At 68.4% G+C, this 20,034-nt stretch carries 25 protein-coding genes; 15 read left to right on the plus strand and 10 right to left on the minus strand.

What is annotated here, in order from left to right:
- From AC3ERS_RS14160 to AC3ERS_RS14190, 7 genes are all read left to right on the plus strand, one after another.
- Positions 1-408, plus strand: a 408-nt coding sequence (locus AC3ERS_RS14160) for an FAD-binding protein (protein WP_431967458.1), incomplete at its 5' end; no start/stop codon positions are given.
- Complete coding sequence (locus AC3ERS_RS14165; RefSeq protein ID WP_431967460.1) at positions 405-584, plus strand: hypothetical protein; 180 nt, start codon at positions 405-407, stop codon at positions 582-584. The genes AC3ERS_RS14160 and AC3ERS_RS14165, both read left to right, overlap by 4 nt.
- Before the next feature lie 506 nt (positions 585-1,090).
- Positions 1,091-1,483 (plus strand): hypothetical protein, encoded by a 393-nt coding sequence (locus AC3ERS_RS14170; protein ID WP_431967462.1) that lies wholly within the window; start codon positions 1,091-1,093, stop codon positions 1,481-1,483.
- Entirely contained in the window at positions 1,473-2,534 is a 1,062-nt protein-coding gene (locus AC3ERS_RS14175) for a hypothetical protein (protein WP_431967464.1), read from the plus strand. The genes AC3ERS_RS14170 and AC3ERS_RS14175 overlap by 11 nt, the downstream gene beginning before the upstream one ends.
- Positions 2,531-3,016: a roadblock/LC7 domain-containing protein gene (locus AC3ERS_RS14180; RefSeq protein ID WP_431967466.1), complete on the plus strand. Its 486-nt coding sequence runs from the start codon at positions 2,531-2,533 to the stop codon at positions 3,014-3,016. The genes AC3ERS_RS14175 and AC3ERS_RS14180 overlap by 4 nt, the downstream gene beginning before the upstream one ends.
- 1 nt (position 3,017) lies before the next feature.
- The gene (locus AC3ERS_RS14185) at positions 3,018-3,389 is read left to right on the plus strand and encodes a hypothetical protein (protein WP_431967468.1); all 372 of its coding nucleotides are present in this window, start codon (positions 3,018-3,020) and stop codon (positions 3,387-3,389) included.
- A 258-nt stretch (positions 3,390-3,647) separates the two neighbouring features.
- Complete coding sequence (locus tag AC3ERS_RS14190) at positions 3,648-4,256, plus strand: hypothetical protein (RefSeq protein WP_431967470.1); 609 nt, start codon at positions 3,648-3,650, stop codon at positions 4,254-4,256.
- A gap of 70 nt (positions 4,257-4,326) precedes the next feature.
- Here the strand turns inward: AC3ERS_RS14190 and AC3ERS_RS14195 are convergent, their stop codons facing one another.
- Together AC3ERS_RS14195 and AC3ERS_RS14200 are read right to left on the minus strand one after the other, a co-directional pair.
- Positions 4,327-4,983, minus strand: coding sequence for a class I SAM-dependent methyltransferase (locus AC3ERS_RS14195; protein WP_431967472.1), 657 nt, complete (start codon positions 4,981-4,983; stop codon positions 4,327-4,329).
- 51 nt (positions 4,984-5,034) lie between these two features.
- Entirely contained in the window at positions 5,035-6,039 is a 1,005-nt protein-coding gene (locus tag AC3ERS_RS14200; protein WP_431967474.1) for an NAD(P)/FAD-dependent oxidoreductase, read from the minus strand.
- 78 nt (positions 6,040-6,117) lie between these two features.
- Between AC3ERS_RS14200 and AC3ERS_RS14205 the strand changes: the two genes are divergently transcribed.
- Positions 6,118-6,711: a helix-turn-helix domain-containing protein gene (locus AC3ERS_RS14205; RefSeq protein WP_431967476.1), complete on the plus strand. Its 594-nt coding sequence runs from the start codon at positions 6,118-6,120 to the stop codon at positions 6,709-6,711.
- Between the two features lie 14 nt (positions 6,712-6,725).
- Here the strand turns inward: AC3ERS_RS14205 and AC3ERS_RS14210 are convergent, their stop codons facing one another.
- Complete coding sequence (locus tag AC3ERS_RS14210) at positions 6,726-7,883, minus strand: DMT family transporter (RefSeq protein WP_431967478.1); 1,158 nt, start codon at positions 7,881-7,883, stop codon at positions 6,726-6,728.
- Between the two features lie 62 nt (positions 7,884-7,945).
- Between AC3ERS_RS14210 and AC3ERS_RS14215 the strand changes: the two genes are divergently transcribed.
- Positions 7,946-8,761 carry an AraC family ligand binding domain-containing protein gene (locus AC3ERS_RS14215; RefSeq protein ID WP_431967480.1) on the plus strand — a complete coding sequence of 272 codons (816 nt, stop codon included), beginning with the start codon at positions 7,946-7,948 and terminating at the stop codon, positions 8,759-8,761.
- 4 nt (positions 8,762-8,765) lie between these two features.
- On the opposite strand, the gene AC3ERS_RS14220 is transcribed toward AC3ERS_RS14215, so the two are convergent.
- Together AC3ERS_RS14220 and AC3ERS_RS14225 are read right to left on the minus strand one after the other, a co-directional pair.
- Entirely contained in the window at positions 8,766-9,107 is a 342-nt protein-coding gene (locus tag AC3ERS_RS14220; protein ID WP_431967482.1) for a hypothetical protein, read from the minus strand.
- Between the two features lie 61 nt (positions 9,108-9,168).
- Positions 9,169-9,651 (minus strand): MarR family winged helix-turn-helix transcriptional regulator, encoded by a 483-nt coding sequence (locus tag AC3ERS_RS14225; RefSeq protein WP_431967484.1) that lies wholly within the window; start codon positions 9,649-9,651, stop codon positions 9,169-9,171.
- 75 nt (positions 9,652-9,726) lie between these two features.
- On the opposite strand from AC3ERS_RS14225, the gene AC3ERS_RS14230 reads away from it, so the two are divergent.
- On the plus strand, positions 9,727-11,157 hold the full coding sequence (locus AC3ERS_RS14230; protein ID WP_431967486.1) for an MFS transporter: 1,431 nt from the start codon (positions 9,727-9,729) through the stop codon (positions 11,155-11,157).
- A gap of 4 nt (positions 11,158-11,161) precedes the next feature.
- Here the strand turns inward: AC3ERS_RS14230 and AC3ERS_RS14235 are convergent, their stop codons facing one another.
- Entirely contained in the window at positions 11,162-12,151 is a 990-nt protein-coding gene (locus AC3ERS_RS14235; RefSeq protein WP_431967488.1) for a helix-turn-helix transcriptional regulator, read from the minus strand.
- Between the two features lie 90 nt (positions 12,152-12,241).
- On the opposite strand from AC3ERS_RS14235, the gene AC3ERS_RS14240 reads away from it, so the two are divergent.
- The 4 genes from AC3ERS_RS14240 (at position 12,242) to AC3ERS_RS14255 (ending at position 15,784) form a co-directional block, all read left to right on the plus strand.
- A complete protein-coding gene (locus AC3ERS_RS14240; protein WP_431967490.1) occupies positions 12,242-12,898 on the plus strand; it encodes a TIGR03086 family metal-binding protein in 657 nt (218 codons plus the stop codon).
- 6 nt (positions 12,899-12,904) lie between these two features.
- Positions 12,905-13,534: a CHAP domain-containing protein gene (locus AC3ERS_RS14245; RefSeq protein WP_431967492.1), complete on the plus strand. Its 630-nt coding sequence runs from the start codon at positions 12,905-12,907 to the stop codon at positions 13,532-13,534.
- Between the two features lie 227 nt (positions 13,535-13,761).
- On the plus strand, positions 13,762-14,898 hold the full coding sequence (locus tag AC3ERS_RS14250; RefSeq protein ID WP_431967494.1) for a hypothetical protein: 1,137 nt from the start codon (positions 13,762-13,764) through the stop codon (positions 14,896-14,898).
- 172 nt (positions 14,899-15,070) lie between these two features.
- The gene (locus tag AC3ERS_RS14255; RefSeq protein WP_431967495.1) at positions 15,071-15,784 is read left to right on the plus strand and encodes a DUF1906 domain-containing protein; all 714 of its coding nucleotides are present in this window, start codon (positions 15,071-15,073) and stop codon (positions 15,782-15,784) included.
- 529 nt (positions 15,785-16,313) lie between these two features.
- On the opposite strand, the gene AC3ERS_RS14260 is transcribed toward AC3ERS_RS14255, so the two are convergent.
- Both AC3ERS_RS14260 and AC3ERS_RS14265 read right to left on the minus strand, forming a co-directional pair.
- The gene (locus AC3ERS_RS14260; protein WP_431967496.1) at positions 16,314-16,670 is read right to left on the minus strand and encodes a hypothetical protein; all 357 of its coding nucleotides are present in this window, start codon (positions 16,668-16,670) and stop codon (positions 16,314-16,316) included.
- 304 nt (positions 16,671-16,974) lie between these two features.
- Positions 16,975-17,709, minus strand: a complete 735-nt coding sequence (locus AC3ERS_RS14265) for an Rv1157c family protein (protein WP_431967963.1) — start codon at positions 17,707-17,709, stop codon at positions 16,975-16,977.
- A 300-nt stretch (positions 17,710-18,009) separates the two neighbouring features.
- Here AC3ERS_RS14265 and AC3ERS_RS14270 point away from each other — a divergent pair, with 300 nt between their 5' ends.
- A complete protein-coding gene (locus AC3ERS_RS14270; protein ID WP_431967965.1) occupies positions 18,010-19,344 on the plus strand; it encodes a mannosyltransferase in 1,335 nt (444 codons plus the stop codon).
- A gap of 80 nt (positions 19,345-19,424) precedes the next feature.
- Here AC3ERS_RS14270 and AC3ERS_RS14275 read toward each other — a convergent pair whose 3' ends face one another.
- Together AC3ERS_RS14275 and AC3ERS_RS14280 are read right to left on the minus strand one after the other, a co-directional pair.
- The gene (locus tag AC3ERS_RS14275; RefSeq protein ID WP_431967498.1) at positions 19,425-19,721 is read right to left on the minus strand and encodes a 4a-hydroxytetrahydrobiopterin dehydratase; all 297 of its coding nucleotides are present in this window, start codon (positions 19,719-19,721) and stop codon (positions 19,425-19,427) included.
- Between the two features lie 48 nt (positions 19,722-19,769).
- Entirely contained in the window at positions 19,770-19,946 is a 177-nt protein-coding gene (locus AC3ERS_RS14280) for a hypothetical protein (RefSeq protein WP_166655726.1), read from the minus strand.
- Positions 19,947-20,034: the final 88 nt, after the last annotated feature.

Below are 20,034 nucleotides of genomic sequence, written 5' to 3' on the forward strand. Positions count from 1 at the left end.
CATTCGGCCGAACGTCAGATCGCGACGTCGGTACTCGTGATCAGCACCGGCGGCGCAGGCCTGCGTGCGGCGATCGAGCTGGCCGAGCGAGGTGTGGACGTGCTCGTGCTCGGCAAGCGACCGAAGGCGGACGCGCACACCACGCTCGCCGCGGGCGGCATCAACGCCGCACTGTCGACGATGGATGCCGAGGACAGCTGGCAACAGCACGCGGCGGACACGATCACGGAGAGCTATCTGCTGGCCCGCCCGGATATCGTGCAGGTCGTCACCGAGAATGCCGCTCGCGGAATCGAAGATCTGGAGCGGTGGGGAATGCCGTTCGCTCGCGAGTCCGACGGGCAGATCTCGCAGCGGTTCTTCGGTGCGCACACCTACCGGCGCACCGCGTTCGCAGGCGACGGATGACGAACATCGGCGTGCATCCCGATCCCGCCGGATTCCAGGATCTGCCGCACGCGTTCGATCTGAAATCGTCGGCGATCGCGGCCCGTGCCACGTTGGAGGTTGCCCTGGAACGACGCGAAACACGCGGCTGCCACAACCGCTCCGACTCTACGTCACCGATAACGAACTGGTCGTGATCGCTGTGGGTGGGCACTACGACGACTGACTTCGGTCGTCGTCCCGTGTGTTCGAAGTCATTTGGAGCAACACCTCCAATTCCTTTGCGAGGCCGCCTCATCGGCGTCGTTCGGACTGGCCGGTCGACTCTCTTCAGCCCCCGCGCCTCGGTGCCGCGGCGAGTTCCGAGGCTGTCGAGTTCACCCTGCCTTGCGAAGGCCGAAGGCGTTCGGTGGCAACGATGTTCACTCGGCGGGATGCGCGATGGTAGCTGCTCGGGGAGGTGGGCGCGACATGAATCGTGCATCGTGAGTCTTCCGCATTGTGGGCAACCTAATTACGCAACGCGAAATGACTAAAGTCCATTAACTACCGGTAGGTTTGAAATACCGGAGGGTATTCTTTTCGCGTATCCGGGGGAAATGCGTTGTGTGCTGAGAAATTTCCCGTCGATAGCTGTACACAGCTCCCGGGCCGTGTGTAGCGTCGGGACTCGCTAAAACCCTCACAGACAAGCGGTGGCACGGTGATCGGTATCGAGGGCTGCTTGAAACGCATCATGGACATTCCGGGTGCGCGCAGCGTGACAATGGTGGACGGGGCGAGTGGTCTTGCGATCGCGGCGGCCGGGCAGCACGATCTGGTCGATCAGCACGAAGATGCTGCGGCCACAACGGATGTGGTTCGTACAGTGCTCGGCTGCTCGGCGCTGGCGACCGGTTGGGACGGTGACGATCTCACCGAGATCATCGTGTCCGGGTCCCGTGGATTTCACTTGCTGAATCTGGTGGACGGTGACTTCGACGGCCGGCTTTTCGTGCACGTGCTGTGTGAAGTCGACACCGGCAATCTGGCGATGGCTCGATATCAGCTTCGGGCGATTCTCGCGGAATTCGCCGAGGACGGTTATGGGCGTTGACCTCGCCGTCGAACTGCGGCGGCTGGAAAAGGAAGGGAGTACGGGTGTCTTACGCGCCGGTGATGGCGCATTTCATCTCACCGGTGGCGTGATCGCCTCCGCCGATTGCCGCAGAACGACCGGGCTGGACCGGCTGGTGGTGGAGGCGGGCGTGGCGACAGCGGAGGATTGGCGGCGGGCGGGTGCCGGGGATCCCGGGCAGGTGCTGGCGCGGCCGCGACTGGAAACCCTTGCGCTGCTATCGGTTTACGATGCGGCCTACTTCTTGTTCGCGTCGTCCGCCGTCCCCGAATTCCGGCCTGCGCCACCGCACTGGCTCGCGCCGGTCTGCCACATCACGCCGCGCGCGCTGGTGCAGGAATGCGAGCGGCGCGGCGATCCGGAGTCCGGGCCGTGGCCGGCGGACCTGGTGGACCGCGTCCCGGTGGTGCCGGTGCGCCGCGTCCGGCGCCGCCACGTGGTGCTCACCGCGGGTCAGGCCGAGGTGCTCGCGGCGGCGGATACCCAGCGCAGCATCACGGGTATCGCCCGTGACCTCGGCCGCACCACGTACGGATGTCTGGAGGCGGTGCGGGAGTTGACCGCGGCGGGCTTGCTCGAGCCGCCCGGCCCGGCCGTCGTCGAGCCCGGCAGGCACGCCGCCCCGTGGGGCGCGGGATTCGCCCCCCACAGCGGACCGCGAGAGGTCGGGCCTCCCGCGCGCATCGAGTCGCGAAACGGCAAGCACTCCAAGCTGACCGGGCCGCGCGTCACCGAGCCCGCGATGTTCACCGAGCCGGGATCCGCCGACTCGGCCGAGGTGCAGGCCGCGGTGCTCGCCGCGCGCACCGACTCGAGGCTAGCGGAATCCGCTGCGCTCGCGGTGGCCGGACCTGCGGTAATCGCCGATCCCGATGCGCCACGCATGACGCCTGTAGCGCCAGGAGAGCCCACCGTCCCGCCCCTACGCCGTCGGGTGCGTACGGTCCCGCCGCCGTCGGCGGAACAGTGGGAGCCCGTGGACCGCGACGTGCTGGTTCGCCTGCGGGCGGCGTTGGAGGAGCTTGCGTGACCGCGCGAAAGAAATTGTTCGGCGAATGGATGGGAAGGTTGACCAAGGTGGCGATGTCCGGACCCGGACCGACCGCGGCGGTGCTGGCGGAACTGAAGATGCTGCGGGATCGGGTGCCACAGCTGACCGGCGCGCTGGTCGCGTCCGGCGACGGTCTATTGATCGCGCACGACCTGCCCGCACACATCGAACCCGACGGAATGGCAGCGCTGTCGGCTTCGCATCTCGCGCTGTCGTACCGGCTGTCCGCCACCGCCAACGGCGGCGGATTCCACGAGGTCGTGGTGCGCGGCACCGACGGGTACGTGGTGATCTACTCGGCGGGCTGGGCCTCGCTGACCGTACTGGCCGGATCCGAAGTGAACGTCGGCCGGCTCCATCTGGAGTCGCGCCCGGTGGCCCGCGCGATCGCCGACCATCTGGCGGCGATGGCGAACAAGCCCGGCAGGGACCGGGCAACGCACACCCATCGAAAGGAATGAAATGACGAATCTCGATCTGGCTCTGAAGGACATGATGGTGATCGACGGCGCGATCGGCGCCGCCGTCGTCGATTACAACAGCGGTATGGCCCTCGGAATGCTCGGCAGCTCCAAGGCTTTGGACCTCCAAATCGCCGCGGCGGGCAACACCGAGGTGGTGCGCGCCAAGCTTCGCACCATGGAACAACTCAACCTCAAAGAAGACATCGAGGACATCCTCATCACGCTGTCCGGCCAGTACCACATCATCCGGCCGATGACCGGCCGAAAATCCAAAGGCCTGTTCCTCTACCTCGCCTTGGACCGTGGCCGGGCGAACCTCGCGCTGGCCAGGCACCACCTCAAGGGTATCGAAGAGGAATTGGAGGTCTGATCGGCCGCCCAGGGCTCGCGCCGGCCTTGGGCGAGGTCGCGGTGCGGGGTGCAAGTGTCGTTTTCGCAGTTGTCAGCCGAGCATCAGGGGTGGCGGAGGTGTAACTGGCGACCGTACTTGCGCGGGCCCGGCGGGCGGCGAACGATTGACGGTGCGGCGGCGGCGTGTGTGGGCCGTGCGGTTTCACGCGCTCGGTGGACCACTACGCATAGACCCCGCGCCATTCGCGGAGTGATTGCTCCACGCGAGGAGGACCAGATGTTCATCCAGGTGATTCAAGGCAAAGTGTCCGACGCCGACCGGCTCAGTCGGTGCATGGATCGGTGGACAGCAGAACTGGAACCGGGGGCTGTCGGATACCTCGGCACAACGTACGGACTATGCGACGACGGCACATTCATCGCGCTTGCCCGTTTCGAATCCGAGGACGCGGCGCGACGAAACAGCGCGCGCCCGGAGCAGGGCGCCTGGTGGGCCGAGACCGAGCAGTGCTTCGACGGGCCGGTCACCTTCATGGACTGCCCGGAGGTGACGCAGTGGATGAGCGGCGGCTCTGACGAGGCAGGCTTCGTGCAGATCATGGAGGGCCATACAGCCGATGGGCGCCGGATGCGCGAACTGCACACGCAGACGGGTGATCGTCTGCACGAACTGCGCCCAGAGATTCTCGGTGGCACGTTGTCGACCTACGGCGCCGACGGGTACGTCGAGGCGGTGTATTTCAGGTCCGAAGCCGAGGCTCGCGAGCACGAGAAGATCGAGATTCCCGACGATCTTCGGCCGTTGCTCGAGGAGGAGCGCAGGCTCATGGGCGAGGTCACGTACTTCGACCTGCACGAGCCGATGCTGGTGTCGGCGCGGAAGTAGGACAGCTGCGCGACCGGCCATTGCCCAAGGAGCACTGGCTGGCCGCGGCGACCTTACTGATATGCGGACCTCAGCGTTGCTTCCTCGCCACCAGAACGGTGTCGTGAAGCTCGATCTGGTGACTGCCGTGGGTCATCGTGCGAGATCTCGTCTCCGCCACCGTGATTTCCCAGCGGTTGGGTTCCAGCGCTGCCGCCAGATCCTCCGCGGTGGCGTGCACGCCCGTCGCGTGGGCGGCGGAGTGCGCGTCCGACGGATGGTGGCCGACGATGAGAAGCGTGCCGCCGGGGGCGACGGCAGGAGCCAGCCGGCGAAGCAAGGTTTCGGCTCCCATGACGGGGTGGGCGTAATGCGAGCAAACGAGGTCGTAGCCGTTCTCCTCGGGCGTCCACTCCGTCAGATCCGCTGCCAGCCAATCGATTCGGCCGGAGATCTCGGGCCCGCGGAGGTCGGCCAGCTCGCGGGCGTGATCCAGGGCGGCGGTGGCGAAATCGACTGCCGTCACACGCCAGCCGTGTGCGGCGAGCCAAACGGCTTCCGCGCCTTCGCCGCAGCCCGCGTCCAGGGCGCGGCCCGGGGTCAGGTTCGCCGCCTCCACCGTGAGGTGTGGATTGGGTTGCGGGTGCGGGGTCGTCGAGTGGGCGCGATAGCGGGCTTCCCAGAAGGCGTGGTCGAGTTGTTCTGGCACGGTGATCCTAATCAGTTCTGGGAGTGAGCCATCGGGCAAACTCCTGGTGGTAGCCGACCGGCAGGTGAGCACTCTGTGTTCCTTCGTGGTTCAGAGGCCGTGGCGGCCGTCGCCTGCCGCCTCGCACAGGAGTGCTTCGATGTCGAGTGCGAACGGATACGCGGCGACCGCGTTTCGGGTGTCCTCGGCGACCAGATCGGCGTTGATGTGCCCGGCCGCGGTGGCGCCCGCGGCGGCGGCCGTGCCGACTTGGGCGGCCAAGTCGGTGACGTTCCCCGCCGCCCACACGCCGGGAACCTCGGTGCGGCCGGTCGGGTCGGCGGCGATGAACTCGCCCATGGGATGTTCGGAGCGGCGCAGCCCGAGCGTCGCGAGGAAATCCGCCCGCGCCACCATCCGCGACCCGACCGCGACGACCTCGCGGTCGATCACCGTTCCGTCGCTCAGGCGCACGCCGGTGATGCGATCCTCGGCGATCTCCAGTCCCGTTACCTCGCCCTCGACCAGCCTGACGCCGCGGGCCGCCAGCTGCACCGTCTCCTCCCGCGTGGGTGACGTGGTGTGGGCGAAGAAGGTGATGTCGGCGCTGAGCTGCCGGAACAGCAGCGCCTGGTGCACCGACATCGGACCCGTGGCGAGCACGCCGATGGCCCGATCGCGCACCTCCCAGCCGTGGCAGTAGGGGCAGTGCACCACGTCCCGGCCCCAGCGTTCGCGCAGGCCGGGAATGTCGGGCAGTTCGTCGACCAAGCCGGTGGTGACCAGCAGCCTGCGGGCGTGAACGGTCCGGCCGTCGGCCAGAGTCGCGACGAAACCGTCGCCGTCGCGGTCCGCGCCGCGCACTTCGCCGGACGCGAGCTGAACGCCATACGCGCGCACCTCGGCGCGGCCGCGTTCCAGCAATTCGGCGGGCGGCGTGCCGTCCCTGGCCAGCAGGCCGTGCACGCCCTCGGCCGGAGCGTTGCGCGGCGCGCCCGCGTCGACCACCAGCACCGAGCGGCGCGATCGGCCGAGCATCAGCGCGCCGCTCAACCCCGCGGCGCCGCCGCCGATCACCACCACGTCGTAGCTGTCTTTCCGCTGATCGGTCACCATGACCACCTCCTGGCGACGACTATGCGAGTACATCCGCGGAGACGGCAACATTCTTTGCCAATCTGGCAAGCTGGTCGCATGGACGACGATCTCGACCAAGCACTCGACGCGGTCGGTCCCCGACTGCGTGCCCTGCGGCGGCGGCGCGAAACCACGCTGGCCGATCTCTCGGCGACCACCGGGATATCCGTGAGCACCCTCTCCCGGCTGGAGTCCGGTGACCGCCGCCCGACGCTGGAACTCCTGCTGCCCCTCGCCAGGGCGCACGGCGTCACACTGGACGAACTCGTGGACGCACCACCCACCGGTGATCCGCGCGTCCACTTGCGGCCGCTCACCCGGCAAGGCATGACCATGGTTCCGCTGACCCGTCGCGCGGGCGGCATCCAGGCCTACAAGATCGTCCTCCAGCCCGCCGACCCCGGCGCGGAACCCCGCCTCCAGACCCACGAGGGCTACGAATGGCTCTACGTGCTGAACGGGCGCCTCCGCGCCATCATCGGCGAGCACGATCTGGTGCTGGTACCCGGCGAAGCGGCCGAATTCGACACCCACATACCCCACTGGTTCGGCGCCGCCGACCGCGAACCCGTCGAATTCCTCAGCCTCTTCGGCAAACAGGGCGAACGCGCCCACCTCCGCGCCCGCTCGAAATCGAAACGCGAGGGGTAACGCTCGGCCGTCGCTCAGTGCGCGGGCCGGCTCGGTCCATGCGACGAATCCACTTCGCCCGCTGCCACGTTGGAACCGGGCAGGGGTGAGTCGAACTCGGCCGGGACCAGTTCGGTTGCCAAGGCCGAATCGACAGCTGGTCGGGTGCCGTTGGCTGCGGCTCGGACGGATTCGGCCCGTGCGTCGACATCGGCTGCGGCAGCGTCGAAAATCGCGGCGGTATCCCTCGATTCGAGCACCGGGCTGCCGGATGCGACCGCTGACGGTGCGGAATCCGTCGCCAACGGAGCGGGATCTGCGGGCATCGGCCCCGAATCGTCCACCGCGAGACGCGTATTCATCCACGCGCCGACCAGCATCAACCCCGCTCCGATCCCTTGCAGTGGTGAGATGGATTCACCGAGGAGCACCCATGCGCACGTCAATCCGAAGGCCGGGACGAGGAACATGGCGGACGTCGCCGTGGTGGGGCCGACCTGGCCGACCGCGTGGTAATACAGCACGTAGGCGAGCGCGGTCGGCAGCGCGCCGAGATAGGCCTGGTTGAGCCAGAATTCGGGGCCGAGCTCCGACCAGCGGACGTCGGCGAGCGCGGGGACGGCGAGCAGTCCGAGGGCGGTGGCGCCCGCGGCGGTCGCGTAGACGGTGACGGTGGCTGCGGGCAACCGGCTCAGCAGCGGCGCGCCGAGCAGGGTGTAGGCCGACCAGCAGGCCGCGGCGCCGAGGAAGAGGAGGTCACCAAGCAGGCGGGTGTCGCCGGAGTCGGGAATGCCGAGGAAGAAGACCACACCGCCGACCGCGGCGAGCGTCAGCCCGAGCAGTCGCGCACCGGACAACCGCACGCGCCCGAGCAGGACGCTCACCGCGACCGTGCAGACCGGAGCGGCCATCGGCACGATCACGCTGCCGTCCGCGGCGGGCGCGAGGGAGAGCGCGAGGAAGAACAGCGCATTGTAGCCGAACACGCCGACCATGCCGAGACCGGCCACGCGCGGCGCTTCCGCGGCGGGCAGCCGGGGCGCGCGCAACACCACGAGCAAGACGAGGGCGCCGATGAGGAAGCGCAGGAAGCCCGCCACCTCGTGTGGGACATCGCCGACGGCCGCCTTGGACGAGGCGAACGCGCTGCCCCACAGGGCCATGACCAGGATCAACAGCAAACGGATACGCACGGTTCGATACTCCGCGCGGGCCGCCCCGAGGTATTGAACGCTGGTGCGGTGAGAATGGAGCCGTGAGCGAATGGGTCGAATATCGGCGGATGCCGGATCGCCCGGTGGAGGTGATGCGCGCCCATTTCGAGCGGCACGTCTATCACCCGCACGCGCACGAGACCTACTCGTTCGGGCTCACCGATTTCGGTGCGCAGAGTTTCGACTGCCGCGGCGCGGCCAGGGTCAGCTCAGCGGGCATGGTGATGGCGTTCAATCCGGACGAACCGCACGACGGGCACAGCGCGACCGAGGCGGGCTTCACCTACCGGATCGTGCACATCGGCACGGAGCTGATCACCGACCTGCTGTCCGACCGGGCGGGTCGTCCGGCGGGCCTGCCGCTCTTTGCCGAACCCGTGCTGCACGACCCGCTGCTGGCGGGCGCGCTCGGCAGGCTGTACGCGAGTCTCACCTCGCACGCCACCGAATTGGCAAGGGACGAGGCGCTATCCGCCACGGTCGCGGCGCTGGTGCAGCGCGGCGCGCGCACCCCGCGCGAGAGAACGGTGATCGGCGGCGGCAACAGCGCGATCGCGCGCCGCGTGCGCGATGTGCTGGACGAGCGCTATCTGGACACGCTGTCGATGGACGATCTCGTCACCTCGACGGGCGCCAGCCGCTTCGCGCTCTACCGGGCCTTTCGCGCGAATTACGGTCTGGCGCCGAGCGATTACCAGCGCATCCTGCGGCTGCGGGCGGCGCGACGGCTGATCGCGGCGGGCCGTCCGGTCGCCGAGGCGGCGGTGGCCGCGGGCTTCGCCGATCAGGCGCACCTGACCCGCTGGTTCCGTCGCTGCTACGGCATCACGCCTGGCGTGTACTCGCGCGCGGGCTGACCGGTCAGGCCGTGGCGCGCGCCCACCGCCGCTTCGCCCAGCGGCGCACGGTCGGGCTCACCAGCAGCGCGGGCAGCAGCAGGATCGAACCGAGCAGCATGCCGACCAGCAGCAGCCCCGCGAGTAGTTCGCCGATCGCCTGCACCGCGGCGGGCGTGGCGAACAGCACCGCGAACGCCGCGACCGCGATGGCGGGCGGATGGTGCCCCGCCTGGGCGAGGATCGCGGCCGCCGTGCCGAACGCGACGGCGAAGGCGAGGCCGACGACGCCGATCAGGTAGTTGTCCCAGGCGAACCAGCTCGGGCGGACCGTGCGGGGGCGCCGGGAATGCCGAAGTTCTCCCATCGTCGGGAGCTTAACGGCCACGCGGCGCCGTGCCGTGGATTCGGCGAAGTCGGTCCAGAAGTCAGCGTGCCGCGGGCGGTCGCGGCCACGGATTGTGCTCCATGTGTTCGATGGACTCGTTGAAGCGGGCGACCAGCACGCCGAGCTGATCGATGTCGTGCTCGGACCATTCGGCGACCACGGCCCCGATGCCGTCGTGGCTCTGGGCGCGGTCGGCGGCGAGCAGATCCATGCCCTTGGCGCTGGTGCGGATCTTGCGGGCGATGCCGCCGTCGGGGTCGGGAACCCGTTCCACCAAGCCTTGTTTCAGCATTGCGCCGACCTGCCGGTTGATGGTGGAGACGTCGAGTCGGAAGGCGTCGGCGAGTTCGCGCAGGCTGAGCGGGTGGTCGATTTCGAGCCTGGTGAGGATCAGGAAGGCCGAGCGGTCCAGCTGGAAGCCGGGGCGGCGCAGCACCGAGGCGGGGAAGTGCCGGGAGAGCAGCGTGAGCTCGAAGACGAGGCGCGTGAGCGCTGCGTGGTCGGCGGGTTCCCGGTCTGACATGGCACTCACTATGTCGCGCGGATCACTCTTCTACCAAATTGTGCAGCATACACACCATGTGTAGCGTACACATCCATGTCCTTAACTGCCGAGGCGTCCTCGATCGTCACGGGCGCCGAGACCCGGCGTCGCCCGACCTCCGCCCTGCTCATCGCGACGCTCGGCATGGTCGGCGTCGTGGTCTCGCTGATGCAGACGCTGGTCATCCCGATCATTCCCGCGCTGCCGACGCTGCTCAGCACCTCCGCGTCCAACGCGTCCTGGGTGATCACCGCGACCTTGCTGGCGGGCGCGGTGTTCACGCCGATCAGCGGCCGCCTCGGCGACATGTTCGGCAAGCGCCGTGTGCTGTTCGCGAACCTGCTCTCCCTCATCGCCGGTTCGGTGGTCTGCGCGAGCTTCTCCTCGCTGCTGCCGGAGATCATCGGTCGGTCGCTGCAAGGCGCCGCCGTCGGCGCGATTCCGTTGGGCATCAGCATCATGCGCGACGAACTGCCCGCCGAGCGGGTCGGCTCGGCCATGGCGATCATGAGCGCGACGCTCGGCGTCGGGGGCGCGGTGGGCCTGCCGGTGGCCGCGGCGATCGCGCAGAACGCGAACTGGCACGTACTGTTCTGGACCTCGGCGGCACTGGGCGTGCTGTGCGCGGCGCTGGTCTTCGTTTTCGTGCCGGAATCGCCGGTGCGCACCCCGGCTCGTTTCGATTTCGGTGGGGCCGTTGGACTGTCGATCGCCCTGTTGGCGCTGCTCGTGGCGATCACCAAGGGCGCGGACTGGGGTTGGTCCAGCGCCTCGATCCTCACGCTGTTCGCGGTCTCGCTGGTGGTCTTCCTCGGCTGGGGCTTCTTCGAATTGCGGCAGCGCGCACCACTGGTCGACCTGCGGGTCTCGGCGCGGCCGCGAGTGCTGTTCACCAACATGGCATCCATCGCCGTCGGCTTCGCGCTGTACGGGATGTCGCTGACCTTCCCGCAATTGCTGATGGCTCCGGAGGAGACCGGCTACGGCTTCGGGCTGTCCATGGTCAACGCCGGATTGGCCCTCGCGCCAACCGGTTTGGTGATGATGGCGCTCTCGCCCGTCTCGGCGCGGCTGTCGGCCGCGCGCGGGCCGAAGCTGACGCTGATGCTCGGATCGGCCGTGATCGCCGTCGGCTACCTGTGCGCAGTGCTGTTGATGAACAGCGTCTGGCAGATCATGCTCGCCGCCGTGATCGTCGCGGGCGGCGTCGGCCTGGCCTACGCGGCGATGCCCGCGCTGATCATGGGCGCCGTGCCGATCACGGAGACGGCCGCGGCCAACGGGCTCAACTCGCTCATGCGCTCGATCGGGACCTCCACCTCCTCGGCGGTGATGAGCGTGGTGCTCGCGCACATGACGATCTCGCTCGGCGCGCACCTGCTGCCTTCCCGCGACGGCTTCCACACCACGTTCTTCATCGCCATGGCGGCCGCGGTGGCGGGCATCGCGCTGACGGCCTGTATTCCGATGGGCAAGAAGGACTGACCCGTCAGGCCGGCGCGTCCCGGACCGACTCGGTATAGCGGCGGGCGAGTGTCCGCAGGTGCGCGACGAGTTCCGGCGGGCCGTCGACGCGGAAGTCCATCATCAGCATGCTCAGATAGATGGCGATGGTCTCCAGCGCATCCGCGCCGGTATGGAGAAGGCAGCTGTTCTCGTCGACCGGCTCGACCACCCCGACCGCGGGATTGATCCTCGCGAGCACGACCTCGGCCGGGGCGAACACCGTGACCTGGGCGTGCACCCGCCACCCGGTACTCGCGACATCGCGCATGACGAAGGCGACGAGGTCGTCGTCGGGCAGTGCGCGGGCGCCGAAACGGCGGCCGGTCGCGGCCGCCCGGCGCACCCCGGCGACGGGTATCGCGCGCCAGGTGTGGGTGTCGAGCACGTAGGCGACCAGGTACCAGCGGCGTTGCCAATTGATCAGCCGATACGGCTCGGCCTCGAGGGGGCCGTCGAATTCCGATGCGGCGGTGACGATGTCGAGCCGCACCGCCGCGCCGTCCCGGATCGCGCCCGCCAGGACGGTGAGCACCTCGGCGGGGACGGGTGCGTCGGGCTCGCGCGAGCCGGTGGTCGCCGGGCCGATCGCGGTGGCGCTGCGCAGCGCGGTCACCTTGCGCTGCAAGCGTTTCGGCAGGATCTGTTCGAGTTTGGCCAGCGCGCGGCCGACGTGCTCGGTGATGTCGGCGATGCCGGTCGCGCCGTCCTCGGCCAGCCCGACCGCCACGGCCACCGCCACGGCCTCGTCGTCGTCGAGCAGCAGCGGCGGCATGGTGGAGCCGCGTCCCAGCCGGTAGCCGCCGATCGCGCCGCGCTCGGCGTGCACGGGATAGCCCAGGTCGCGCAGCCTGCGAATGTCGTTGCGCAGCGTGCGATCCGTGACGCCGAGCCGGTCGGCCAGCTCCCGGCCGGAGTAGGCGCGGTCCTGGAGCAGCGCAAGCAGACGCAGAACACGGGTTGTGGTCTCGGTCACGATCGCCTCTCGAACTATTAGGAACGAAAGCAGCCTAATAGCCCCATAGGCTCGTAGTCAGTACCGAAGAGCACAACCGAAAGGCCCGCCATGCACACCGATATCGCTCTCACCACTGTCTGGCGCGAGACCCTCGCCGCCGCGCACCGCGCGCTCGCCGACGTCGTCGCCGGTATCCGCGACGACCAGTGGAGCCTGACCACGCCGTGCGCGGAATGGGATGTGACGCAGGTGATTCAGCACGCCGCGGGCGATCAGCTCGCCTTCGCCGAGCGCCTCGGCATCGGGAACGGCCCGGCGGCCAATCCCTTCGCCCCGTCGGGGACGATCGACGGCTCGCCCGTCGCCCTGGTGCGCGACGCGATCGAGCAGACCGCCGCCGCGTGGGCGACCGTCACCGACGAGACCCTCGAGGTGCCGACCCCGTTGCCGCACGGCGCACTCCCGACGCCGGTGGCGGCCGTGCTGTGCGCCTTGGACGCGGCGGTGCACGCGTGGGATCTCGCCATCGCCACCGGCCAGGACTCGCCGCTCGACGAGGAGCTGTCCCGTGCCCTGCTTGCCGCGGCGCGCACGACGAATCCCGCGCCGGGCGGTGGGCCGGTGATGGAGATCGTGGAACCGCTGCGTCAGTGGGGTGCTTACGCCGCGGTGGTCGACGGTGCTCCCGAGGACGACGCGGTCGCCGCACTGCTGCGTTATCTGGGGCGCGATCCGGGAACCGTTCGCGGCGGCCGTTCGTCCTAAGGATGAATGGTCGTACAGAATGATTGGGGGGACGGCGTGTCCGTACCGGAAAGAACCCGGGCGCGACTCGGTCTGCTGCTGGCGCTGGGGTCGGTCGTCGTGGCAGCCGTCGTCGCGGGCGCGCTCTGGTGGCGGACGAGCTCCGATCACCCCGCCGTGATCGGAGAGAGTCCCACCGTCTTCCCCGATATCGATCGGTCCGCCCTCGATCCGGCGCAGGCCAGGCTGGTCGAGGTACTGGAGCACGAGTTCGCAAATCCGGGTGGGGGACCGAAGTACGCCGAGGGGCTGGTCGAGCCATGGTGCGCCGATTTCGTGAGCTGGACGATGCGGGAGGCGGGGCGACCGCTGTCGAACCCGAACTCCGGGTCATGGCGGATTCCCGGCGTCTACACCCTCCAGGAGTACTACGAGGGATCCGACAGGTTCGCGCCCGCGGGCAGCGGGTATCGCCCGCGCACCGGTGACGTGCTGCTCTACGGCCCGGAAAGCCCATTCACCCAGCACACGAACATCGTGCTCACGGCGGCCGACGGCGAGGTGACCACGATCGGCGGCAACGAATTCGGCGAGGTGCGCATCCACCGGTTCCGGGTGGCCGACGCGGAGGACGTCGTCGGCTACGGTCGATTCTGAGAATCATTGCCGCTCAGACTGTCCCATTCGGCGCGTGCGATGCTCGGCGCGTCCGCCACCGAGCCTTAGTATGGAGACGGCAGCGCCCGGCAGCGCTGTCGCATAGGGCCCTGTCCTGCTACCCCCTCATCAGCAGGACAGGGTTCCCCGATCGTTCGGATATCCGGAAACTTTCGTCGCGTACCGTGTCGGTAGTCCGTTGAAAGGTGAGGGTTTCGGAATCTCTGATGCAGACGACCGAAGAAACGACGAACGACCCGTCCTGGATCGACTACGCCGACTTCGGCGAACGCTTCGTCACCCACGCGGTGACCGAGGAACGCATCGTGGCCGCGGTGGCCTCCATGGCCGGGCGGGGCGTGGCCATCGGGCCGTTCAACATCGGCCCTCCCGGACTCGCCGGATTCATCGCCGAGGGCAAGGTCGGCGACCCCACGGTGCTCCGTCACGATCCGCACGTTGTCTTCCAGGTGACGGTGCCGCTCACGCTCGCGGTGAAGGTGCGGCTCGGCGGAAGGAAACTGCGGTTGGAGGCGGTCGTCGAGATCGATCTGACGCTGCACGCCCGCACCGCCGACCCGCTGCTGATCGTCATCGACATCCCGCCCATCACCACCCGCGACGTGAGCTTCGTACTGCGCGCCCAGACCGTGGAATCGGCATGGGAATGGTTGCTCGATCCGATCGCGGGACTGGTGCAGCGGGAGGTCGCCAACCGGGTCAACGCCATGCTGGCCGAACCGCAGGCGAGGAGCGGGCGGGTCTTCGACGTCGAGGCCATGGTCGCGGGCACCCGGTCGCAGCACCGCAAGCAGGCGGAATTCGACTGGATCGATTACGGCGAGTTCGGCCACCGATTCTTCGACCGCGTCGTGACGCGGGATCGGGTCTTCGAGGTGGTCGACAAGATGGCCGGGCGCCCGATCGAGGTGGGGCCGCTGAAAACCGGGCCGAAGGACCGGGCCACTGTCACCGTGCAGGGTGCGATTCGGCAGCCGCGCTTGGCCGAGCGGGTCGCGGCGTCGGATGATCTCGTCGCGTTCGACCTGACGCTGCCCGTCGGCCTGGACATCACCGTGCAGGTCTTCAAGGCGAACAAGTACCGCGCCGACGTCGAGATCCCGCTGGTGCTGACCGCTCGGGCGGCCGATCCGCTGCTGATCGTCGTCGACGTGGCGCCGCCCGCGACCGAGGACATCCGGATGCATTTCAAGGCGCAGGGGGTGCGCGCGGCCACCCTCGGCGCGCTGGCCGGAATCAGGAAACAGGTGGTCGCGCAGGTGGAACGGGTGGTGCGCGAGCAACTAGGCGACACCGCTGGGCGAACCATCGACGTGGCGGCGCGGATCGACGGTCTGGCCTGACGCGTAACCCCTGTGGCGAGTGGGAATGCTGAGTCCGATGGGTCTAGCGGTTCACATGTGAAATATGATGAAATGAGTTCACGTTCGAGGCTCCCGGCGCGCGTGTGAACCTTGGGGAAGGTGCGCCGGGCACGCTGCCAGCCAATTGGGGGTTGCGCGAAGGAGTCCTGCGATGCGTTCTTTCGATCTGTCTCGACGCAAGTTGTTCGCCTACACCGCCGCGGCCGCCGCGCTCGGAGTGGCAAGCTCCGCCGGGCCCGCCTCCGCGACGGGCAACCTCGGCACGTTGATCGACTATTCCGGTGGCGTGCCCGCGGCCGAGGCCATTCTCGCGGCCGGGCACGTCGGCGTCATCCGCTACGTCTCCGATCGGCGGCCCGGCGCGGAATGGATGGTGGGCAAGCCGCTGCTCGCCCGCGAGGTCGAGGAACTCACCGCGGCCGGGCTGAAGATCGTGTCCTGCTACCAATTCGGCAAGGGGCCGACCGCCGACTGGCGCGGCGGACTGGAGGCGGGCAAGAGGCATGCCGAACGCGGGCTGGAACTGCACCTGGTCGCGGGCGGCCCCGAGGGCAGGCCCATCTACGCCTCCATCGACGACAACCCGACTCCGGTCGACTTCGCGACCATGATCGCGCCGTACCTGCTCGGCTGGGAAGCGGTGCTCGGCAAGGGGAACGTCGGCGTCTACGCCAACTCGCCGACCATCGACCTCGCACAGGTGGCGGGCTTGGGCTCCTGGTACTGGCAGCACAATTGGGGCACCCCGAAAGGTTTCGTCCACCCGTCCGCGCACCTGCACCAGTTCGAGATCGACAAGCGCGCCGTCGACGGAATCGGCGTCGACCTCAACGACATTCTGAAGCCCGAGTACGGGCAGTGGTGAGTGCGAGCCGAGGGCGCAGCGCCTAGCTCGCCGAGGCGGACGGCGTCGATCGATAGCCTCCGCGCATGGCTGGTACCTCGTTCGGTGGTTGGGCGGAGTCTCTCGGTAGACCCCGCGCATGGCCGGAGTGGAGGCGAAGCTTCTCCCATTGCGCGCAGGCGGACGGAGTGCGCTGATGCCCCGCACATGGCGGGCGGGAATGCGAAGGTACGCCTTGCTCACGCAGTCGGACGGCATCCATCGATAGCCTCTGCGTATGGGTGGTGTCTGGTTCGGGGGTGCGGACGGCGTCCATCGATAGCTGCCGCGCATGGCCGGAGCCTGGTTCAGGTCGTTGGGCGGAGTCCATGGATCGACCCTGCGTATGGCCGGAGCTCAGGGGAGGTACGCCGAGTTTCGCGTGGTCAGGCGGAGTCCGTCGATGCCCGGCGCAAGGCCAGAGCGAGTGCGCAGGGACGCCGAGTTCGCGCGGGCCGGGCGACGTCCGGCGACAGCCCCGCGCATGGATGGAACGAACGCGCAGATACGCCTAGGTCTGGCAGTGGCAGACGGGGGCGACGCGGAGGTCGGGTTCGTCGTCCGGGACGACGCGCAGGTTCGGACGGGTCTCCGGCGCCTCGTGATTGCCCATCCAGGACAGCAGCGACCAGCGTGACAGGCCGGAGAGGGCCGAGCCGATGCTGGCGAAAGAGCCGGAGGAGAGCGCCGAGCCGAACGATCCGACCGACCCGATCGAGAGCACCGAACCGACACTGCCGATCGAGAGAATCGAATAGGCCGATCCGATGGACAGGATCGAGCCCTCGGAACGGATGGACAGGATTGATCGGCGCGAGCGCCAGCTCCGGATCGAGCGGGGTCGTACCGTTCCTTCGGTAGTCGACATGCTTTCGGTCTACCACAACGGAGACAGGGCCGCGAAATATCGCCGCGATTGCGACGGTGTGTCGGTCCGGTCGCGGTCGGCCGAGTCGCGCCGACGTAGGCGGCTGGGACGCCGGGCGGGCGGCTCCCGCAGGGTGAGCCGGTCGAGTGGAGCGCTAGTTCGTCGGGGTCGACCGGGTGAAGTGCCGGGCAGGCCGCTCCGGCTGGGTGTGTCGGTCCGGTGGAGCTGGTGGGTCGATCGGGTCCAGCGGCTCCGGACATGCCGAAGCCCGGCGGTCGCGAGCGACCCGCCGGGCTTCGAAACATCAAGCGACGGTGAAGAATCCGAGCGTCGGCAGGAAGGAGCAGGTGCGCGGCTCGGCGTCGGGGGCCTTGGTGGTGAGCGAGCCGCCGACCACCGCGACGATCCGGCCGCGGCCGGTGTTCACGATGGCGGACAGGGTCGCGGGGCCGTCCGGGTTGATCTTCGCCTCGTCGGTCAGCGCCTGCACGCCGGACTGACGGGTGTCGAGGTTCAGCCACTGCACGGTCATCGGCGGGTTCTGCTCCGCCGTCGGCGCCTTGGTGCCGAGCGCGGTGAACACGAAACCGGTCTGACCGGCCTCGGGGCCGGGCGGGGGCAGCGTGGCCGGGCCCGCGACGGCGAGCGCCGTGCCGATCGAGTCGGCGGTCGCGCTGATGCAGCCCTTGCCGATGGTCGGGTACAGGAACTGCGCGATGACCGGGCCGTCCTGCGGTAGCTCGGGACCGCCGCCGCCGCTGCCGTCGAGGAACGTGATGATCCGCTCCAGGGTCGACTTGATCTGCGGCGGCAGATTCAGGGTGTTGAGCAGGATGCGCGCCTGGTCGAGGATCGCGGACTGCGGTCCGGCGACATCGGCAGGGCGGGCGATGGCGCCGACGATGGCGGGGGTGAGCGCGGCGATCGCGTCCACCGGAACGCCCTCGGGCACCATTGGAACGCTGTTCGAAACCGCGGTGTGGGCGGGCGCCGGTGCCGCTACTGCGACCGGCGCGGCGAGCGAAGCGCTCGCCGCCATGGCGAGTGCGGTCAATGCGATCCGCGATCCTCGGGTGCGAAGCACTGGTCTAGCCGTCCTTAACCTCGGGTACATCTGGTCAACGGGTAAAAATCCGTTGTTTCGGGGGTCACTCTAAGGACACGACCGCCAAGTTGTACAGCGGTGGTCGTTATCACGTTGTGCCGTGGACGATCAGTGTTACCAGACGGTAGTGCGGCGGGGTGTTGCCGATGTGAAAGGTGATGCAAACGTTATGGGTGTTGCGTAGCGCGCACGGGATAGATCGGCGCTCCGGTTAATCTAGTCGCAGCCTTCGGCATTTGCCGCCGACACACCGGACACCGGCGGGTCGCGGCCCGTGACCGCATCCCCGACCCGAAAGCCCGCGACTTGAACCGAGACAGCGCTCGGTCGGACCAGCGTCCGGCCGCAGCCCACCTGCGACTGGCGGTGTTGCTGCTCGGTCTTTCCGTTCTGGCCCGGCTGCTGTGGATGCTGGTGTCGCGCAATGGGATGAATCTGGTCGACCTGCACGTCTACGTGGACGGTTCGGCGGCGCTGCTCACCGATCGGCTCTACGACTTCACCTACGCGGAGAAGACGCCGGATTTCCCGCTCCCGTTCACCTATCCGCCGTTCGCCGCGCTGGTTTTCTTCCCAATGCATTTCCTGCCGTTCAAGGTGATCGCGGTCGGCTGGCTGCTGGCCACCGTCGCGGCGCTGTACGGCGTGGTCTGGATCGCGCTGGAATTGATCGTCGGCGAACAGCGGTTGCGCGAACCGGGTTGGCGCGCAGCGGCGATCGGCTGGACGACGGTCGGCGTGTGGCTGGAGCCGGTGCGCACGACGATCGACTACGGACAGGTCAACGTCTTCCTGGTGCTCGGCGCCATGCTCGCGGTGCGCAGTTCGCGGTGGTGGTTGTCGGGCGGGCTGGTCGGCGTCATCGCGGGCATCAAGCTGACGCCCGCGATCACCGGGCTCTACTTCGTCGCGCGGCGGCGCTGGGGGACCGCGCTGTGGTCCGCTGTGGTCTTCGGCGCGACCGTCGGCATCAGCTACCTGATCAACAACCACGAGGCGACCCGCTACTTCGGCACGCTGCTCGGCGACGCGGACCGGATCGGCCCGGTCGGCTCGGTGTGGAATCAGTCGCTGCGCGGAACGCTGAGCCGCATCCTCGGCTACGACGTGGAATCCGGACCGGTGTGGATCGCGGCGGTGCTCGCGGTCGCGGCGCTGGCCTTCTTCGCCTGGCGGGCGCTGGAACCGGACGACCGGATGGGCACGCTGCTCATGGTGCAGCTGTTCGGGTTGTTGATCTCGCCGATCTCGTGGTCGCACCACTGGGTCTGGTTGCTGCCGACGGTGCTCTGGCTGGTCTACGGCCCGCTGCGCGGCGCGCCGGGCGCGCGGATCCTGGCCGGGTACTGGCTGGTGACCATGTTGATCGGCGTGCCGTGGGTGCTGTCGTTCTTCCAGCCGACGATCTGGGAGATCTCCCGGCCGGGCGTGCTGTCCTGGCTGGGCGCGGTGGATGTGCTCGGTGTACTCGTCCTGTTCGCGTGGATCATCTGGTGCGGAGCGCGGCGCGAGCGGTCGGCAGACGAGGCGACGAGCAAGATGGTCGCGGACTCCGCGCGAGCAGGGTAGCTCCGCGTCGTCGCTCACCCGCTCGTGGCGAAGCCGGGCGACCGCGTCGGTCCAACGCGGCGACTCGAAGTGATCGGCGGCTACTCGGACTGCGACGCGAGCAGGTCGATCTCGCGGGCCATGCCGAAGTCCAATGCGGTCAGGCCGCCCACGGCATGGGTGGACAGGGCGAAGGTCACATTCCGCCAGCGAATATCGATATCGGGGTGATGGTTCGCGGCCTCGGCCGCGTCGGCGACCCGGCGCACCAGATCGATGCCCGCCGGAAACGAGGCGGCCTTGACGGTGCGGGTGATGTTGTCGCCGGATCGGCTCCAGTTCGGCAGCCCGGCCAGCGCGTCGGCGATCTCGGCTTCGGTTAGCAGTGGGATGCTCATATGCCGGTTGTACCCCGTTTGCCGAACGTGCACCGGAATCTGCGGAACTCAGGCTGCGCGAGCCTGTTTCAGCGCCTTTTTCAGATCCTTGCCGGAGAGGCCCGCGGCCTCGGCCTTCTTCATCCGCATGATGACGACGGGGCATTTGAAGCAGCGCGTCTTCTTTCGACAGCACTTCTTCTTGGGTTTCAGACTCGAAACCTTCTTCGCTTTTACCTTGCCCACGATGGTTAGCATACCCTTACTCGAGCGCCTGATACGTGGGGGTCGCTCGGTAGCCGGTAGTCTGTAGCTGGCCGCGATGCCCGGTGAG

This window comes from Nocardia sp. bgisy134, assembly GCF_057708325.1.

Coding starts and splice junctions, on each gene's coding strand:
- AC3ERS_RS14200 (WP_431967474.1), bottom strand. CDS start 6,039: ATGGTGACCGATCAGCGGAAAGACAGCTACGACGTGGTGGTGATCGGC.
- AC3ERS_RS14205 (WP_431967476.1), top strand. CDS start 6,118: ATGGACGACGATCTCGACCAAGCACTCGACGCGGTCGGTCCCCGACTG.
- AC3ERS_RS14275 (WP_431967498.1), bottom strand. CDS start 19,721: ATGAGCATCCCACTGCTAACCGAAGCCGAGATCGCCGACGCGCTGGCC.
- AC3ERS_RS14260 (WP_431967496.1), bottom strand. CDS start 16,670: ATGTCGACTACCGAAGGAACGGTACGACCCCGCTCGATCCGGAGCTGG.
- AC3ERS_RS14165 (WP_431967460.1), top strand. CDS start 405: ATGACGAACATCGGCGTGCATCCCGATCCCGCCGGATTCCAGGATCTG.
- AC3ERS_RS14265 (WP_431967963.1), bottom strand. CDS start 17,709: ATGGCGGCGAGCGCTTCGCTCGCCGCGCCGGTCGCAGTAGCGGCACCG.
- AC3ERS_RS14175 (WP_431967464.1), top strand. CDS start 1,473: ATGGGCGTTGACCTCGCCGTCGAACTGCGGCGGCTGGAAAAGGAAGGG.
- AC3ERS_RS14255 (WP_431967495.1), top strand. CDS start 15,071: ATGCGTTCTTTCGATCTGTCTCGACGCAAGTTGTTCGCCTACACCGCC.
- AC3ERS_RS14185 (WP_431967468.1), top strand. CDS start 3,018: ATGACGAATCTCGATCTGGCTCTGAAGGACATGATGGTGATCGACGGC.
- AC3ERS_RS14250 (WP_431967494.1), top strand. CDS start 13,762: ATGCAGACGACCGAAGAAACGACGAACGACCCGTCCTGGATCGACTAC.
- AC3ERS_RS14220 (WP_431967482.1), bottom strand. CDS start 9,107: ATGGGAGAACTTCGGCATTCCCGGCGCCCCCGCACGGTCCGCCCGAGC.
- AC3ERS_RS14190 (WP_431967470.1), top strand. CDS start 3,648: ATGTTCATCCAGGTGATTCAAGGCAAAGTGTCCGACGCCGACCGGCTC.
- AC3ERS_RS14245 (WP_431967492.1), top strand. CDS start 12,905: ATGGTCGTACAGAATGATTGGGGGGACGGCGTGTCCGTACCGGAAAGA.
- AC3ERS_RS14240 (WP_431967490.1), top strand. CDS start 12,242: ATGCACACCGATATCGCTCTCACCACTGTCTGGCGCGAGACCCTCGCC.
- AC3ERS_RS14230 (WP_431967486.1), top strand. CDS start 9,727: ATGTCCTTAACTGCCGAGGCGTCCTCGATCGTCACGGGCGCCGAGACC.
- AC3ERS_RS14225 (WP_431967484.1), bottom strand. CDS start 9,651: ATGTCAGACCGGGAACCCGCCGACCACGCAGCGCTCACGCGCCTCGTC.